Here is a 16,504-nt window from a genome sequence, read left to right on the forward strand (position 1 = left end):
GGGGGCAACAGCGGGTCCTCCCCGCCTGCGGCGGGCGCGACGCCCCGGGCGCCCGGGTCGCGCAGATAGGTCGCGATCGCCGCGTCGTACTGCGCGGTGCGGCGGAAGGCCTCCTGGGCCAGCCGATAGCGGGTTGCGTCCGACAGCGCGCCCGCGCTCCGCAATTCCTCGAGCACGGCCGCGTACTGCCCGGGATCCGTGACGACGCCCACGCTCTCGTGGTTCTTGGCCGCGCCGCGGATCATGCTGGGCCCGCCGATGTCGATGTTCTCGATGGCATCGGCCAGCGTGCAGGCTGAATCGGCCACTGTCTTCTCGAAGGGATAGAGGGCCACGACCACCAGGTCAATCGGTCGGATCCCGTGTTGCTCGAGCGCCGCCATGTGCTCGGGGAGCGGGCGGCGGGCGAGGATACCCCCGTGGACCTTGGGATGCAGCGTCTTCACGCGCCCATGGAGCATCTCGGGGAAGCCCGTGACCTCGGCCACGTCCACCACCTTGACGCCGCTCTCGCGCAGGAGCGCGGCGGTGCCGCCGGTGGAGAGGATCTCGACGCCGAGCGCGGCCAGGCCCTTGGCGAAGTCCACGATGCCGCTCTTGTCGTGCACGCTGATGAGCGCCCGACTGACGCGATTCATCTTGCCTCCCGCATGAGCGCGTGACTGACCCGATTCATGCCCCCTCCTTGATTCGTACCCGCCCGCCGTCGATCTCGAGCCGCCCCTCGGCGAAGAGGCGCACCGCCTCCGGATAGATCCGATGCTCTTCCACCAGGATGCGCGCGGCCAGCGTGTCCTCGGTGTCCCCGGTCTCCACCGGCACCGCCGCCTGCAGCACGATGGGACCGGTGTCCGTGCCCTCATCCACGAAGTGCACCGTGGCTCCGGCCACCCGCACGCCGTGCTGGAGGGCCTGGCGCTGCGCGTGCAGTCCCGGGAAGGCCGGCAAGAGCGCGGGGTGGATGTTGAGGAGCCGGCCGCGGAAGTGCTCGACGAAGCCGGCACCGAGGATGCGCATGTAGCCGGCCAGGCACACGAGCCCGACCCGCCGCGACTCGAGGGCGTCCGTCACCGCCTTGTCGTGCGCCTCGCGCCCCGGGTGCTCGCGCGGCGGGATCACCACCGCCTCGATGCCTTCCGCGCGGGCCAGCGCCACCACGCCCGCCTCCGCGCGATCCGAGATCAGGACGACGACGTCGGCCGGCATGCGCCCGGCGCGCGCGGCGGCGACCAGGGCCTGGAAGTTCGAGCCGCGCCCGGAGGCGAGCACGCCGATGCGGAGCCGCGGCCGCTCAGGCATAGCGCACTCCGCGGGCGCCCGCCTCGATCTCGCCGATCTCGAACACCGACTCGCCGGCGCCATGCAGTAGCGCGCGGGCGGGCTCGGCGTCCTCTGGCCTCACCACCACCACGTAGCCGATCCCCATGTTGAACGTGCGCCGCATCTCGGCCTCCTCGACGCGCCCGGCCTCCTGGAGGACGCGGAAGACCGGCGGGACCGGCCACGCCGAGGGCCGGATCACCGCGCGGCAGCCTTCCGGCAATACGCGCGGGAGGTTCTCGGTGATGCCGCCGCCGGTGATGTGGGCCATGGCCCGGACGGGCAGCGCGCGCAAGAGGCCCAGCACCGGCTTCACGTAGATGCGCGTGGGAACGAGCAGCTCGTCCGCCACCGACCGGCCCACGCCGGGCAGCGTGTCGTGCGCCTTGAGGCCCAGGCGCTCGAAGACGATGGCGCGGGCCAGCGAATAGCCGTTGCTGTGCAGGCCCGAGGAGACGAGCCCCAGCACGTGGTCCCCCGGCGCGACCTCGGCGCCGGTGACGATCCGCCGCTGCTCGACCACGCCCACCGCGAACCCGGCGAGATCGTACTCGCCCGGCGCGTAGAGGTCCGGCATCTCCGCGGTCTCGCCGCCCACCAGCGCGCAGCCGGCCTGGCCGCAGCCCGCGGTGATCCCCGCCACGATGGACTCGACGCGCCCCGGCTCGATCCGGTGCACCGCGAGATAGTCGAGGAAGTAGAAGGGCTCGGCGCCGTGGACCAGGAGGTCGTTGACGCCCATCGCGACCAGGTCGATTCCCACCGTGTCGTGGCGGTCGGCGAGGAAGGCGACCTTCAATTTCGAGCCGACGCCATCGGTGGACGAGACGAGCACCGGCTCGTCGTACCCGGCGGGAACGCGGCAGAAGGCGGCGAAGGCCCCGATCCCGCCCAGCACCTCCGGCCGCTGGGTGCGCGCGGCCAGCCGGGCGATGCGGCGCACCGCCTCGTCCCCGGCCTCGATGTCAACGCCGGTGGCTCGATAGGTGAGCGGGTCCACGGGCTCCGTCGTCAGGCGTCGAACAGCTTGAGCTGCGAGGCGTCCTCCTGCTCGAAGCCCACCTTGTACTGGCCGGTGAAGCAGGCGTGACAGAAGTGGTTCGGGTCGTTGCCCGTCGCCTTCAGCATGCCCTCGAGCGAGAGGTAGCCCAGGGAATCCGCGCTGAGATAGCGCGTGATCTCGTTCACGTCGTGACTCGCGCCGATCAGCTCCTTCCGCGTCGGCGTGTCGATGCCGTAGTAGCACGGCCATTGGATGGGCGGCGACGAGATCCGCATGTGCACCTCGCGCGCGCCCGCCGTCCGGATCATCTTGACGATCTTCCGGCTGGTGGTGCCGCGCACGATGGAGTCGTCGATCACGACGACACGCTTCCCGGCCAGCACCTCGCGGTTCGGGTTGAGTTTCACCTTGACCCCGAAGTGGCGGATGCCCTGGCTCGGCTCGATGAAGGTCCGCCCCACGTAGTGGTTGCGGATGAGCCCGCTGTCGTACGGGATGCCCGACTCCTCCGCATAGCCCAGCGCCGCGCTCACGCCCGAGTCGGGGACCGCGATGACGAGATCGGCCTCGATCGGATATTCGCGGGCGAGCTGGTGCCCCAGCGCCTTCCGCACCGCGTGGACGTTCCGCCCCCACAGCATCGAGTCCGGGCGCGCGAAGTAGACGTACTCGAACACGCAGGCCAGCCGCTCCGCGGGCTTGAACGGGCGGAAGCTCGTCACGCCATTGTCGTCGATCACCACCATCTCGCCGGGCTCGACGTCGCGGACGAACTCCGCCTCGAGGAGGTCCAGCGCGCAGGTCTCGGAGGCGAGGATCCAGGAGTCGCCGAGCTTGCCCAGCGACAGCGGGCGGAAGCCCGAGGGATCGCGCAGCCCCATCATGAAGTCGGGCGTGAGGAGCAGCAGCGTGTAGGCGCCCTTCACCTTGGTGAGCGCCCGCGCCAGCTGATCCACGAGGGTCCCCCCCTCGGCGCGGGCGAGGAGGTGGATCATCACCTCGGTGTCCGACGTGGACTGGAACACCGCGCCGTCCTGCTCGAGGCTTCGCCGCAGCGCTTCCGCGTTCACCAGGTTGCCGTTGTGGGCCAGCGCCACCGTGCCATGCACGGTCTGGGCGCTGATGGGCTGCGCGTTGCGGAGATTGGAGCTGCCCGCCGTCGAGTAGCGCACGTGGCCGATGGCGCGGTGGCCGGGCAGGCGCTTGAGCCGGTCGCGGCTGAACACGTCCGCCACCCAGCCCATCGCCTTCTCCACGTGGAAGCTCTGCCCGTCGGTGGCGGCGATGCCCGCCGATTCCTGGCCGCGGTGCTGCAGCGAGTAGAGACCGAGATAGGTGACGTTGGCAGCCTCGGCGTGATTCCACACGCCAAACAGGCCGCACTCGTCGTGGAACTTGTCGTCGTCGAGCTCGGCCGTCTCAGCCCAGATGTCGCGCAAGCCCGCTCCTCCACTCGTTGTCCAGCCGGTCCACGGCCACGTCCAGCGCCACCTGCCCATCCCGCCGGATCATCAGCCGCTCCCCCTGCACGCGCCCGATCCACCGCCACGGCACCGCGAACTCGCCCACCAGAGCCTCGAAAGCCCGCGCCGCCGCGGCCGGCACCGACACGACCACCCGCGACGGCCCCTCGCCGAACAGCGCGAGATCCTCGCGCTCCCCCGCTGCCGGCAGCTCCACCGCCGCGCCCAGGGCCGCCGGGCCGGTGACGCACGCCTCCGCAAGCGCCACCGCGAGCCCGCCTTCGGCGCAGTCGTGCGCGGAGCGCAGCAGGCGCGCCCCGATGGACGCGCGGCAGGCCTCCTGCACCCGGCGCTCGAGGCCCAGGTCGAGCGGAGCCAGCCGCCCCGCCGCGCGCCGATGCAGCGCCCAGAGATACTCCGACCCGCCCAGGCTCACCGCGTCCGGCCCGATGAGGGCGATGCGGTCCCCCTCCTGCTGGAACCACTGGGTGGCCCGCGCCTCGACGTCCTCCAGGAGCCCCGCCATCCCGATCACCGGAGTGGGCAGGATCGCCTGGCCGAGAGTCTCATTGTAGAAGGAGACGTTGCCGCCGACCACCGGGATGTCCAGCGCGCGGCAGGCCTCGGCGATCCCCGCCACCGCCTCCTTGAACTGCCACAGGATCTCCGGGCGCTCGGGCGAGCCGAAGTTGAGACAGTCGGTGAGGCCGAGAGGCCGCGCTCCGGAGACCGAGAGGTTGCGGGCGGCCTCGGCCACGGCCATGGCGGCGCCCCGACGGGGGTCGAGGTAGACCTGTCGGGCATTGCAGTCGGTGGTGACGGCGACACCCTTGGGAGTGCCCTTGATCCGGAGCACGCCGGCGTCCGAGCCCGGCAGCACCAGCGAGTTGATCCCGACCTGGGTATCGTACTGCCGGTACACCCAGAGCTTGGAGGCGATGGCCGGGGTCGCGAGCAAGGCGAGGAGCGCGCGCTCGGACGGGACCGGGGGCAGCGTCAGCGGGTCGAAGGCCTCGAGCGCGTCCTGCCAGTCCGGCCGCGCCACCGGCTTCTCGTACACCGGCGCCTCGTCGGCGAGCGCCTTCACCGGCACCTCCGCCACCACCTCGCCGTGCATGCGCGCACGGAGCATGCCGTCGCCGGTCACGCGCCCGATCTCGACGGCGTCCAGCTCCCACTTGGCGAACACCGCCCGGATCTCGTCTTCGCGGCCCCGCGCGCTCACGAGGAGCATCCGCTCCTGCGACTCCGACAGCATGATCTCGTACGGCGTCATGTTCCGCTCGCGCTGGGGCACGCGGTCGAGGTCGACTTCCATGCCGGTGCCTGCGCGCGCCGGCATCTCCGAGCAGGCGCAGGCGAGCCCCGCCGCGCCCATGTCCTGGATGCCCAGCACCGCGCCGGTGGCCATCGCCTCGAGGCACGCCTCGAGCAGCAGTTTCTCCGTGAAGGGATCCCCCACCTGCACGGTGGGGCGCCGCTCCTCCGCGCCCTCGTCGAAGGTCGCGGAGGCCATCGTGGCGCCGTGAATGCCGTCGCGCCCGGTCTTGGCGCCCACGTAGAAGACGGGGTTGCCCACGCCCTCGGCGCGCGCGCGGAAGATGCGGTCGCGGGGGACCAGGCCCACCGCCATCGCATTGACGAGGGGATTGCCGGCGTACTCGGGCGCGAAGCCGACCTCCCCTCCGAGATTCGGCACGCCGAAGCAGTTGCCGTACCACGAGATGCCCGACACCACGCCTTCCAGAAGACGGCGCGCCTTGGCGTCGCGGGGATCGGCAAAGCGCAGCGAATCAAGCACCGCAATGGGCCGCGCACCCATGGTGAAGATGTCGCGCAGGATCCCGCCCACACCGGTGGCCGCGCCCTGGAAAGGCTCGATGAACGAGGGGTGGTTGTGGCTCTCGATCTTGAACGTCAGGGCGAGACCGTCACCGAGGTCGACGATGCCCGCGTTCTCGCCGGGACCCTGGAGCACGTGCGGGGCCTGGGTGGGCAGCCCGCGGAGGAACACGCGCGAGTGCTTGTAGGCGCAGTGCTCGGACCAGAGCGCGGAGAAGAGGCCCAACTCGGTGAAGCTCGGCTCGCGTCCGAGCCGTCGGATGATGCGGTCGTACTCCTCGGCGGTGAGGCCGTGGCTGAGGGCGAGCTCTTTCGTGACCTTAGGCTCGGCCCAGGTCACCCCGTCCCCGTTTCACGCCGATGACCTATCGCTTGAGGAACGTGCCGTCCTCGACGAGGCTGCCGAGGAGGGAATTGAAGATCAGGAGCCCGTCAATGCCGCCCACGGCCTTCTCGGCCGCGCGCTCGGGATGGGGCATCAGCCCCAGCACGGTCCCTTCCTCGTTGACGATGCCCGCGATGTTCTCCAGCGAGCCGTTGGGGTTGGCGTCCTTCGTGAGACGGCCGTCCTCCTCGCAGTAGCGGAACACGATCTGGCCCTTTTCGCGCAGGCTCCGCAGGGTGGCCCCATCGCAGTAGTACTTCCCCTCGCCGTGCGAGATCGGCATCTTGAGGACCTGGGCCGGGCGCATGGCGCGGGTGAAGGGCGTATCCGCGTTCTCGGTGCGGAGGTGCACGTACTGGCAGCGGTACTGGAGGGACTCGTTGCGGGAGAGCGCGCCGGGCAGCAGCCGCGCCTCGCAAAGAATCTGGAAGCCGTTGCACGAGCCGAGCACGAGGCCGCCACGCGCGACGAACTCGGGCAGCGCCTCCACCACCGGCGAGCGGCCCGCCACCGCACCCGCTCGGAGATAGTCACCGTAGGAGAAGCCCCCGGGCAGGACCACGCAGTCGTAGCTGGAAAGGTTGGACTCGCGATGCCAGATGTAGCTGACCGGCTGCCGGAGCACCTCGCTGATCACATAGTGAAAATCGCAGTCGCTCCACGTGCCTGGGAACACCACCACGCCGAATCTCATGGACGTTGAACGCCCCTCCTTTGGTGGTTGCTCCCACACTCTACCCTGCCCCTAGGATTCTGGCAAGGGCGTCGGGGCGTTCCCGCGCGCGACCGCTCAGCTCTCGGTCAGGATCTCGACCGTGAAGTCCTCGGTGACGGGGTTGGCGAGGAGGCGAGCGCACATTTCCTCCACGCGGCGGCGTGCGCGGGCGGCGTCGGGGGCCTCCACCTCGAGGTCCAGGACCTTGCCGACCCGCAGCTCGCGGACCTCGCCGAAGCCCAGGCCTTCCAGCGCGCGCTTCACGGAAGTCCCCTGCACGTCGAGAATGCCCGGCTTGAGCCGGACGAGCACGCGCGCTTTCACTGCTGCGGCACGACCCTGCGATACACTTCCTGATACGCCTCTTCGACTCCGCCGAGGTCCCGCCGGAAGCGATCCTTGTCGAGCTTTTCGCGGGTGGTCGCGTCCCAGAGCCGGCAGGTGTCGGGGCTGATCTCGTCGCCGAGGAGGAGCGTCTTCCCGGCCCGGCCGAACTCCAGCTTGAAGTCCACCAGGAGCAGCTGCTTCTTCCGGAGGTAGGGCACCAGCACCGTGTTGATCCGGAGCGCGGTCCGCTTGATCCAGGCCAGCTCGCGCGGGGTGGCCAGCTTGAGCATCCGCACGTGGTCGTCGTTGATCATGGGATCGCCCAGGGGATCGGACTTGAGGTACAGCTCCACGATCGGCTGACGGATCGCGGTGCCCTCGGGGAGTCCCGTGCGCTTGGCGAGGCTCCCCGCCACCACGTTGCGCACGATGGTCTCGATCTTGATGATGTCGAGCCGCCGGCAGAGCATCTCCCGGTCCGACAGGGTGGCCATGAAGTGGGTGGGGATGCGCGCCTTGCCCAGGCGCTCGAAGATCGTCGCCGACATGCGGTTGTTCACCACGCCCTTGCCCACGATCGTGCCGCGCTTCTCGGCATTGAACGCGGTGGCGTCGTCCTTGAAGTACTGGATGACGAGCCCCGGCTTGTCGGTCGTGTAGACGATCTTGGCCTTGCCCTCGTAGATCTTGTCGCGTTTTTCCATGGCGGCTGCCCTCAGGAGGTCGGACGGGAGTTCACGAAAGGTTCAACCGGCGGTAGATCGCGTCCACGTTCCGCAGGTACCAGGCGGGATCGAAGCACTCGGCCAGCGCGTCGGCATCGAGATGGGCGGTCACCCCGGGATCGGCGGCGAGCAGCGTCTGAAAGGACCGGCGGTCAGTCCACGCCCGCATGGCGTTCCGCTGCACGATCTCGTACGCGGCCTGCCGTGCGAGGCCCGCGCCGGTGAGGCGCAGCAGCACGCGCTGCGAGTACATGAGGCCGAAGCTCCGCTCGATGTTCTCGCGCATGCGCTCGGGGTAGACCCGGAGCCCCTCGAGGATTCCCGAGAAGCGGTGGAGCATGTAGTCGACCAGGATCGTCGAGTCGGGCAGGATCACGCGCTCCACCGAGGAGTGGCTGATGTCGCGCTCGTGCCACAGCGCCACGTTCTCGAAGGCGGCGCCCGCGTTGGCGCGAACGAGGCGCGCCAACCCGGTGATGTTCTCCGAGCCCACGGGGTTGCGCTTGTGGGGCATCGCGCTCGAGCCCTTCTGGCCCTCCGCGAACGGCTCCTCGACCTCGCCGATCTCGGTGCGCTGGAGCGAGCGGATCTCCACCGCGATCTTCTCCAGCGAGGCGGCGACGATGGCGAGCGTCGCCACGAATTCGGCGTGGCGGTCGCGCTGCACGATCTGGCTGGACACCGGCGCCGGCTCGAGCCCGAGCAGATGGCAGGCCTCCTCCTCGACGTCGGGGTCGATGTGGGCGAAGGTGCCCACCGCCCCCGAGATCTTCCCCACCCGCACCGTCTCGCGGGCCCGACGCAGCCGCTCGAGGTTGCGCCCGGCCTCCGCGTACCAAAGGGCGGCCTTGAGGCCAAACGTCATCGGCTCGGCATGGATGCCGTGGCTCCGGCCCACGCAGAGGGTGCGCTTGTGGGTGATGGCGAGCGCGCGCAGGGCGCCGCGCAGCCGCTCGAGCCCGGCGAGGAGCAGGTCGGAGGCCTCCTGGAGCGAGAGCGCCAGCGCGGTGTCGAGCACGTCCGACGAGGTCATGCCGATGTGGACGTAGCGCGAGTCGGTCCCGATCGACTCCTCGAGGTTGGTGAGGAAGGCGATCACATCGTGACGCGTGGTCTGCTCGATCTCATCGATACGATAGGGGTCGACCCTGGCTTTGGCCTTGATCCGGTTCAGCGCATCGCCGGGGATGAGGCCCCGCCGGGCGTAGACCTCGCAGACGGCCAGCTCGACGCGCAGCCAGTTGGCGTACTTCGCCTCCTGGCTCCAGATCCGGGCCATCTCGGGGCGGCTGTAGCGGTCGATCATGTTAACGCGCGAATATATCGCGAGGCAGGTTGCGCTTGTCGACCGGCCCCAACGTCATCAGGGTGAGGAGGTCCTCGTCGAAGACGCGGTGCAGCAGCGCCTCCACCTCCTCGGGGCGGACGTCGTCGAACGCGCTGAGCATGTCGTCCAGCGTGAGGAAAGAGCCGAAGCGGAGCTCCTGCTTCGCCAGGCGGTTCATGCGGCTGGAGGTGGACTCCAGCGAGAGCATGAGATTGCCCTTCAAGTGATCCTTGGCTCGGCGCAGCTCCTCGGCCGCGATCCCGTCCTTCTTGATCGCCCGCACTTCCTTCATCACCGCGCGGAGCACCTTGGCGTAGTTCGCCGGCTCCGTCCCCGCGTACACGTAGAGCAGGCCGGTGTCGCGGTAGGGCTGAGTGCCAGAGTGCACGGAGTACACCAGGGCCTGACGCTCGCGCACCTCCTGGAACAACCGCGAGGACATGCTGCCGCCGATGACGTCGTTGAGGAGGTAGAGGGCATAGCGCTCGGGCGAGGTGTCGGCGACGCCGGGGAACCCGAGCACGAGGTGCACCTGCTCGAGGGCCTTGGCGACCAGGTGAATGCCCGGATGCAGCGTGGGCGCGGTCAGTGTCCGCGGCGCCGCCGGCCGCTCCCAGCCGTCGACCCGCGCGGCGAAGAGATCGCGAACCCGATCGTGCTCGACGTGCCCGGCCACCGCCACCGTGATGCGCCCGGGCACGTACTCCTCCTGGAAGTGCCGGAGGATGGTGGCGCGGTCGAACTCCTTCACGCGATCCCATGCGCCCAGGATGGGCCGGCCCAGCGGATGCCCTGCCCAGACCTGCTCCGCGTGGAGATCGTGGATCAGGTCGTCGGGCGTATCCTCCACCATCTTGATCTCCTGGAGGACCACCGACTTTTCCTTTTCGATGTCGTCCGCGGACAAGAGGGGTTGCATGAGGATGTCGGTGAGGAGATCCACGGCGAGCGGGAGATGCTCATCCAGCACGCCCACGTAGAAGCAGGTGTGCTCCTTCGCGGTGAAGGCGTCCATGTGACCCCCCACCGAGTCGATGGCGCGGGCGATCGCCTCCGCCGAGCGGATGGCCGTCCCTTTGAACACGAGGTGCTCGATGAGGTGGGAGATCCCGCCCCGGTCCTCCGGCTCGACCCGCGACCCGGTGTCGACCCACACCCCCACCGCCACCGAGCGCACGTGGGGCATGGCCTCGGTGACGAGGCGGATGCCGTTGGGGAGAACGGACTTCCGGTAGCCTTCCGGCACTACGAGGCTCCGGACGGCGCGACCTTGAGCTGCTCCTTTTCCGCCAGCGCGGGCTGATCGCGCAGCGCGGTCTTCCGCGACAGACGCATCTTCCCGTTGCCGTCGATCTCGATGACCTTGACCACCACGGTGTCGCCCTCGGTGAGGACGTCCGACACCGCGCGGATCCGATTCTCGGCGATCTGGGAGATGTGCAGCAGCCCTTCCGTTCCCGGGATCACCTCGACGAACGCCCCGAACTCCTTGATGCTCTTCACCTTGCCCACGTAGATCCGGTCCAGCTCCACCTCGCGGCAGATGTCCTGGATCATCCCGAGGGCGGCCTGGGCGGCGTCGTTGCTGGACGAGAAGATCGTCACCTTGCCGTCGTCCTCGACGTCGATCTTGGCGCCGGTCTTCTCCTGGATGCCGCGGATGACCTTGCCGCCGGGGCCGATGATCTCGCGGATCTTCTCGGGGCGTATCTTGATCGTGACGAAGCGCGGCGCGTACGGCGACAGCGTCGCCCGCGGCCCCTTGATGGTCTCGGCCATCTTCTCGAGCACGTGCAGGCGTGCCTCGCGCGCCTGGGCGAGCGCCTGGCGCATGATGTCGATGGACACACCTTTGATCTTGATGTCCATCTGGAGCGCGGTGATGCCCTTCTCGGTGCCGGCCACCTTGAAGTCCATGTCGCCGTAGTGGTCCTCGGTGCCCATGATGTCGGTCAGGATACCGACCCTGTCGCCCTCCTTCACCAGCCCCATCGCGATCCCGGCGACCGGCGACTTGAGCGGCGCGCCCGCGTCCATGAGGGCCATCGAGGCCCCGCAGACCGTGGCCATGGAGGACGAGCCGTTGGACTCGAGGATGTCCGAGACGACGCGGATCGTGTAGGGGAATTCCTCCTTGGACGGCAGCACCGCTTCGATGGCCCGGTGCGCCAGGGCCCCGTGGCCGGTCTCGCGCCGGCTGGTCGTGCCGAAGCGCTTCACCTCACCCGTGGAGAACGGTGGGAAGTTATAGTGCAGCATGAATCGACGGTATATATCTCCCTCGAATGACTCGATTTTCTGCTCGTCGTTCTTGGTGCCAAGCGTGGCCGCCACCAGGGCCTGGGTCTCGCCCCGGGTGAAGAGCGCGGAGCCGTGGGCCCGCGGAAGATACTCGACCTCGGACCAGATCGGCCGGACCTCCTTCACGCTGCGCCCGTCGACGCGGATCCCCTTGTCAACGATGAGGCGGCGGACCTCGGCCTTTTCGACCTTCTCGAAGTAGTCGCGCACCTTGGGGAGCGAGGACTCGTCGGCCCCCACCGCCTGGCTCACCTCTTCGAACACGGCCTCGATGGCGCGGGCCCTCGCCTGCTTCTCATGGATGGACAGGGCCTGCGCGATCTTGGCGGAGGCGAGCTCCTTCACCCGTGCGGCAAGGGCCGGATCGGCGCCGGCATCGGCGTCGAACGCGATGCGGGGCCTCCCCGTCTTGGCCATCAGGTCCTTCTGGATGCGGGCCAGCGCCTTGCACTGCTCGTGGCCGAAGGCGAGGGCCTCGAGCATCTTCTCCTCGGGGATCTCCTTGCCGCCGGACTCCACCATGAGGATCGCGTCCTCGGTGCCCGCGATCACGATCTCGAGCGGGGAGCCGTTGAGCTGCGCGTAGGTGGGATTGGCCACGAGCTTGCCGTCGACCAGGGCGACCCGCACCGCCCCGATCGGGCCGTCGTAGGGGAGGCCCGAAAGCGCCAGCGCCGCGGACGTTCCCACCATGGCGAGCACGTCGGGGTCGTGCTCGTTGTCGGCGGAGATGACGAAGTTGATGACCTGGATCTCGTTCCGGAAGTTCTTGGGGAAGAGCGGGCGCACCGGCCGGTCGATGAGCCGGCAGGTCAGGGTCTCCTTCTCATCGGGGCGGCCTTCGCGCTTGAAGAAGCCGCCGGGTATCTTGCCGCCCGCGTAGGCGCGCTCCCGATACTCCACGGTCAGCGGCAGGAAGTCGCGGCCCTCCATGGGCGCCTTCGCGTAGACGACGGTGGAGAGGACCATGGTGCCGCCGGCGCGCACCACGACTGCGCCGTCGGATTGCTTGGCAACCTTGCCCGTCTCGATCGAGAGGGTGGTGCCGCTGATGGATGTCTGAACAGAGTGAGTCATATGCGTGTTGAGCCTCCAGCTGGGGGTGTTGCAATCGGTGAATGAGCCCGGCGAGGCCGGGCGTGGAAGAGGAAACGAGTATCGGGCTCCGCCGTCACTTGCGGATCCCGAGCTTTTCGGTCAAGGCCCGGTAGCGCTCCGCGTCCTTCTTGCGGAGATACTCGAGCAGCCCACGGCGCTTGCCGATGAGCATGAGGAGCCCCCGCCGGGAGTGATGGTCTTTCTGGTGGTTCTTGAAGTGATCGGTGAGGCCGGTGATGCGCTCGGACAAGAGCGCGATCTGTACTTCCGGCGACCCCGTATCGCCCTCGTGGGTGCGGAACTGCTCCACGAGGCTTTTCTTCTTCTCGACGGACAGACGCATGACGACTCCTCCCGGGGGATCCCCCCCCAATCGCCCAGCCCCCAGAGCACCGAACAACCGCTCCGTTAAGGCGGGTTCAAGAAAGTGTTTAGAAAATCAACCGTTCCGCTGAAAGGTACCACGGCCTGCGCCGGGTGTAAAGACTCTCGGCACCCGAAGCGGTCACTCCGGGTCGGGCAGATGCGGGACGGCGGCGCGCGCGGTCTCGATGTCGGCCATGACCTGCTGCTTGAGCAGGTCCACGCTGCCGAACTTCATCTCGGGGCGGAGACGCTGATAGAAGGCCAGAGTCAGCGGCCGGTCATAGAGGTCGCCCGAGAAGTCCAGGAGAAAGGCCTCGATCCAGTACTGGTTGTCGCCGAACGTCGGCCGGTAGCCGATGTTCACCACCGCGCCCGCGCTCCCGCCGGCGAAGGCGGCCCGCGCCACATACACGCCGGGCGGGAGCAGCACCGCGCGATCCGGGCGGAGGTTCGCGGTGGGAAAGCCCAGCGTGCGGCCCCGGCCCGCGCCCCGCAGCACGGGGCCGCTGATCGTGTAGGGATGGCCCAGGAAGCGGCGGGCCCGGGCAGGATCGCCCTCCCGCAGCGCTTCCCGGATGGCGCTGGAGGACACCGTCTGTCCGTCCACCTTGAGCGGCGGCAGGACATGGGTCACGAAGCCGTGACGCGTTCCCAGCGACTGGAGCAGCGCCGAGGTGCCGCGCGCGTCGCGGCCGAACGTGTGGTTGTAGCCGACCACAACTTCCCTCACACGGAGCCGCGAGACCAGGACGTCGGCCACGAAGGCCTCGGCCTCCATGTGGGAGAAGTCGAGCGTGAACGGGATCACCAGCGTGGCGTCGAGGCCCTGCCGTCCCATCCGCTCGAGATTTTCCGCGGGCGAGGCGATCGGCACGGGCGCCCGGTCCGGGTTGAGCACGACGGCGGGATGCGGCTCATAGGTGCAGGTCAGCGCGGACACGCCGAGCGCCCGCGCGCGCTCCACGGTGGTGCGGAGGATCTTCACGTGCGCGAGGTGGATGCCGTCGAAGGCGCCGAGCGCCGTCACCGACGGCGCCAGCTCAGCGGGGAACGACGGGAGTCCGTGGAGGATCCGCATGGAGGAGTCGCTCGGGCTTGACGAGCTCGCCCTGTCCCTCGCCCACGCCGAGAAGGGCGCCGTCGGCGCCGTACACGCGCAGGAGCCCGGTGCGCCCCGAACCGCCGGGCACCGACTGGCCGTGGACGAAGGCCTGCGTGGCGCGGGCGTCGAGCGTGAGCGCCGGCAGCTCGAGGAGCGCCGAGTCGAGAGGGCGGAGCTGCGTCCAGAGCGCCGCGCCCTCGCGGGCCTCGCGCAGCGTGTCCCAGGGCACCGCGTCGTCCAGGTGATAAGGGCCGACGCGGGTACGAACGAGGCGGGACAGCGAGGCGCCCGTGCCGAGGGCCTCGCCCAGATCGGCGGCGAGGGTCCGCACGTAGGTGCCCTTGCCGCAGCGCACGCGGAAGGTCACCTCGGGGAGCGCCAGCGCCTCAAGCGTGATCGCGTGGACCATCACCTTGCGCGGCGGCCGCGCCACCTCGGCGCCCTCGCGCGCCAGCTCGTAGAGCCGCCGTCCCTCGTGGTGGAGCGCCGAGTACATCGGCGGGATCTGCTCGATCTCACCCACGAAGCGTGCGAGCGCGGCGGCGATGGCAGCGCCGTCGAGAGGAGGTACGGGCCGCTCGCGCAGCACCGTCCCGGAGGCGTCTTGCGTGTCGGTGGTCAGGCCGAGCCGCGCCGTCGCCACGTACTCCTTGTCGAGCGCGGTGAGATAGGGCGTGAGCTTGGTCCCCTCGCCCACGAGGATGGGCAGAACCCCGGTGGCGTCGGGATCGAGGGTGCCGCCGTGGCCGACCTTGGGCGCTCGCAGCAGGCGGCGAAGATGCGCGACCACCTGGAAGGACGTCACGCCCGGTCCCTTCTCGACGGCGAGAATACCGGAGCGCGTGGCGCCGGCGCGCGCGGCGGTCACCGGACGGGCGCGGTGAGGGCCTCGCGAACCGCCGCGAGCACCGTGGTGGTGGCGTCGTCGAGGGAGCTCGACAGGGTGCAGCCCGCCGCGTTCTCGTGGCCGCCACCGCCGAAGCGCCCCGCGATCCGATTCACCGGGATCTCGCCCTTGCCGCGCAGGCTCACCTTCACCTTCCCGGGCGCTTCCTCGCGAAGCACCACCGCCACCTTCACGCCGGCGATGGAGCGGGGATACGTCACCACGTCTTCCGCCGCCATGAAGTCCTCGCTCACAAGCCCGCGCGGCACGGTCAGCCAGGCCACCGCGCCGTCCGGGCTCACCTCGACACGGCGCAGCAGCTCGCCCAGCTCGTTGAGGGCTCGGGGCGGCCGCCGCTGATAGAGCCAGTCGGTGACGAGCGCCGGCTCGGCGCCCGCGCGGGTGAGGTCCGCCGCGATCTGGAAGGTCCGCGCGGTCGTGTTGGAGTAGCGGAAGGAGCCGGTGTCGGTGTGGATGGCGGCGTAGAGGTTGAGCGCGACGTCCGCGGTCAGCGGCAGACCCAGGCGGCCGAGGAGCTCCCAGATCATCTCGCCGGTGGCCGCCGCCGAGGGGTCGATCCAGTCCACGGTCCCGTAGCGCCGGTTGTCCGGGTGATGATCGATGTTCAGCACCGCGCTGGCCGGGCCGCGCGCCTGTTCCAGCAGCCCTTCGGTGCGGGCATGGTTCGGGCAGTCGGTGAGCACGAGCACGTCGAACTGGCGCGGCGCGCGCGCCCAGACCTCGTAGCGCGCAGCGCCGGGCAGGAAGGACAGCACCTCGGGTACCGGATGCGGCCCCGCGAAGGTGGGCGGCCACCCCGCGCGCTCGAGGGCCAGCCCCAGCCCCAGCAGCGTGCCGAGCACGTCGGCGTCGGGATGCACGTGCCCGAGGAGCAGGACCTCGCCCGTCCGGCGCTTCAGGGCGTCGAGCAGCGCCGGCGGCGGCACCGTGGAGAACTCCGCCACGGCTAGTCCTCGTCCTCGACGGGGGCGCGGCGGTCGGGCTTGAGCCCCGCGAGCAACGCCTGCATCCGCGCCGCGTGCTCCATCGAGCGGTCGGGCCGGAAGGAGAGCTCGGGGGTGACGCGCAGGTCGAGCGTCTTGCGGAGCGCGCCCCAGATGTAGCCGCGGGCGCTCTCCAGCGCCTTGAAGGACGCCACCCACTTGTCCTCGGGTCCGAGCACCGAGACGAAGACCTTGGCCTGGCGCAGATCGGGCGTCACGTTGACCTCGGTGATGGTCACCCAGCCGAGGCGTGGATCCTTGAGCTCGCGTTGGACGAGCCGCGAGATCTCCTCGCGCATCAGCTGATTCACTCGCTCGAGTCGCTTGCCTTGCATATCGGTTGTCCGCCCGCCGTCTAGAGAATCTCGACCTCGACGTTGGTGATGTACCCGTCGAGGTTGTCCTCGATGAAGTCGACGGCCTTGGAGATGACCTCGTTGGCGTGCCGGGAGTCGCCGGAGACGTAGGCAAGCGCCAGGGTCGCCCGCTGCCAGAGATCGTGGTGATCGACCTCGGCGACGGAGAGCTCGAAGCGGTGCCGGAGCTTCTCCTTGAGCCCCTTGAGGGCGTGCCGCTTGCCCTTGAGCGATCCCACGTCGGGGAGGTGCAGCTCCACGGTGCCGACCGCCACCCGCGCTCC

17 protein-coding genes are annotated in these 16,504 nt (G+C 69.6%); all 17 read right to left on the reverse strand.

The genetic code is table 11. The features are described from left to right. Positions 1 to 638, reverse strand: a 638-nt coding sequence (gene purH / locus VFX14_03805) for a bifunctional phosphoribosylaminoimidazolecarboxamide formyltransferase/IMP cyclohydrolase (GenBank protein HEU5188794.1), incomplete at its 3' end; no start/stop codon positions are given. Between the two features lie 34 nt (positions 639 to 672). Beyond that, the gene (gene purN, locus VFX14_03810) at positions 673 to 1,299 is read right to left on the reverse strand and encodes a phosphoribosylglycinamide formyltransferase (protein HEU5188795.1); all 627 of its coding nucleotides are present in this window, start codon (positions 1,297 to 1,299) and stop codon (positions 673 to 675) included. Further along, positions 1,292 to 2,320 carry a phosphoribosylformylglycinamidine cyclo-ligase gene (gene purM, locus VFX14_03815; protein ID HEU5188796.1) on the reverse strand — a complete coding sequence of 343 codons (1,029 nt, stop codon included), beginning with the start codon at positions 2,318 to 2,320 and terminating at the stop codon, positions 1,292 to 1,294. Before purM ends, purN begins: the two co-directional genes overlap by 8 nt. A gap of 11 nt (positions 2,321 to 2,331) precedes the next feature. Next, positions 2,332 to 3,762 carry an amidophosphoribosyltransferase gene (purF, locus tag VFX14_03820; GenBank protein ID HEU5188797.1) on the reverse strand — a complete coding sequence of 477 codons (1,431 nt, stop codon included), beginning with the start codon at positions 3,760 to 3,762 and terminating at the stop codon, positions 2,332 to 2,334. Further along, on the reverse strand, positions 3,743 to 5,968 hold the full coding sequence (purL, locus tag VFX14_03825) for a phosphoribosylformylglycinamidine synthase subunit PurL (GenBank protein HEU5188798.1): 2,226 nt from the start codon (positions 5,966 to 5,968) through the stop codon (positions 3,743 to 3,745). The genes purF and purL overlap by 20 nt, the downstream gene beginning before the upstream one ends. Before the next feature lie 25 nt (positions 5,969 to 5,993). Then, positions 5,994 to 6,707, reverse strand: a complete 714-nt coding sequence (purQ, locus tag VFX14_03830; protein ID HEU5188799.1) for a phosphoribosylformylglycinamidine synthase subunit PurQ — start codon at positions 6,705 to 6,707, stop codon at positions 5,994 to 5,996. A 96-nt stretch (positions 6,708 to 6,803) separates the two neighbouring features. Continuing rightward, positions 6,804 to 7,052, reverse strand: a complete 249-nt coding sequence (purS, locus tag VFX14_03835) for a phosphoribosylformylglycinamidine synthase subunit PurS (GenBank protein HEU5188800.1) — start codon at positions 7,050 to 7,052, stop codon at positions 6,804 to 6,806. Then, positions 7,049 to 7,759 (reverse strand): phosphoribosylaminoimidazolesuccinocarboxamide synthase, encoded by a 711-nt coding sequence (gene purC / locus VFX14_03840; protein ID HEU5188801.1) that lies wholly within the window; start codon positions 7,757 to 7,759, stop codon positions 7,049 to 7,051. Before purC ends, purS begins: the two co-directional genes overlap by 4 nt. 31 nt (positions 7,760 to 7,790) lie before the next feature. Next, positions 7,791 to 9,086 (reverse strand): adenylosuccinate lyase, encoded by a 1,296-nt coding sequence (purB, locus tag VFX14_03845; protein ID HEU5188802.1) that lies wholly within the window; start codon positions 9,084 to 9,086, stop codon positions 7,791 to 7,793. A 1-nt stretch (position 9,087) separates the two neighbouring features. Next, positions 9,088 to 10,353 (reverse strand): pitrilysin family protein, encoded by a 1,266-nt coding sequence (locus tag VFX14_03850; GenBank protein ID HEU5188803.1) that lies wholly within the window; start codon positions 10,351 to 10,353, stop codon positions 9,088 to 9,090. Beyond that, the gene (gene pnp / locus VFX14_03855; protein ID HEU5188804.1) at positions 10,353 to 12,485 is read right to left on the reverse strand and encodes a polyribonucleotide nucleotidyltransferase; all 2,133 of its coding nucleotides are present in this window, start codon (positions 12,483 to 12,485) and stop codon (positions 10,353 to 10,355) included. Before pnp ends, VFX14_03850 begins: the two co-directional genes overlap by 1 nt. Before the next feature lie 94 nt (positions 12,486 to 12,579). Continuing rightward, positions 12,580 to 12,849: a 30S ribosomal protein S15 gene (rpsO, locus tag VFX14_03860; GenBank protein ID HEU5188805.1), complete on the reverse strand. Its 270-nt coding sequence runs from the start codon at positions 12,847 to 12,849 to the stop codon at positions 12,580 to 12,582. A 162-nt stretch (positions 12,850 to 13,011) separates the two neighbouring features. Next, complete coding sequence (locus VFX14_03865; GenBank protein HEU5188806.1) at positions 13,012 to 13,950, reverse strand: bifunctional riboflavin kinase/FAD synthetase; 939 nt, start codon at positions 13,948 to 13,950, stop codon at positions 13,012 to 13,014. Continuing rightward, entirely contained in the window at positions 13,913 to 14,842 is a 930-nt protein-coding gene (truB, locus tag VFX14_03870; GenBank protein ID HEU5188807.1) for a tRNA pseudouridine(55) synthase TruB, read from the reverse strand. The genes VFX14_03865 and truB overlap by 38 nt, the downstream gene beginning before the upstream one ends. After that, complete coding sequence (locus tag VFX14_03875) at positions 14,839 to 15,825, reverse strand: bifunctional oligoribonuclease/PAP phosphatase NrnA (protein ID HEU5188808.1); 987 nt, start codon at positions 15,823 to 15,825, stop codon at positions 14,839 to 14,841. The genes truB and VFX14_03875 overlap by 4 nt, the downstream gene beginning before the upstream one ends. A gap of 2 nt (positions 15,826 to 15,827) precedes the next feature. Beyond that, entirely contained in the window at positions 15,828 to 16,199 is a 372-nt protein-coding gene (gene rbfA, locus VFX14_03880; GenBank protein HEU5188809.1) for a 30S ribosome-binding factor RbfA, read from the reverse strand. 20 nt (positions 16,200 to 16,219) lie between these two features. Beyond that, the gene (locus VFX14_03885; GenBank protein HEU5188810.1) at positions 16,220 to 16,495 is read right to left on the reverse strand and encodes a DUF503 domain-containing protein; all 276 of its coding nucleotides are present in this window, start codon (positions 16,493 to 16,495) and stop codon (positions 16,220 to 16,222) included. Positions 16,496 to 16,504: the final 9 nt, after the last annotated feature.

Source organism: Candidatus Methylomirabilota bacterium (assembly GCA_035764725.1).
Classification (GTDB): Bacteria; Methylomirabilota; Methylomirabilia; order Rokubacteriales; family CSP1-6; genus DASRWT01.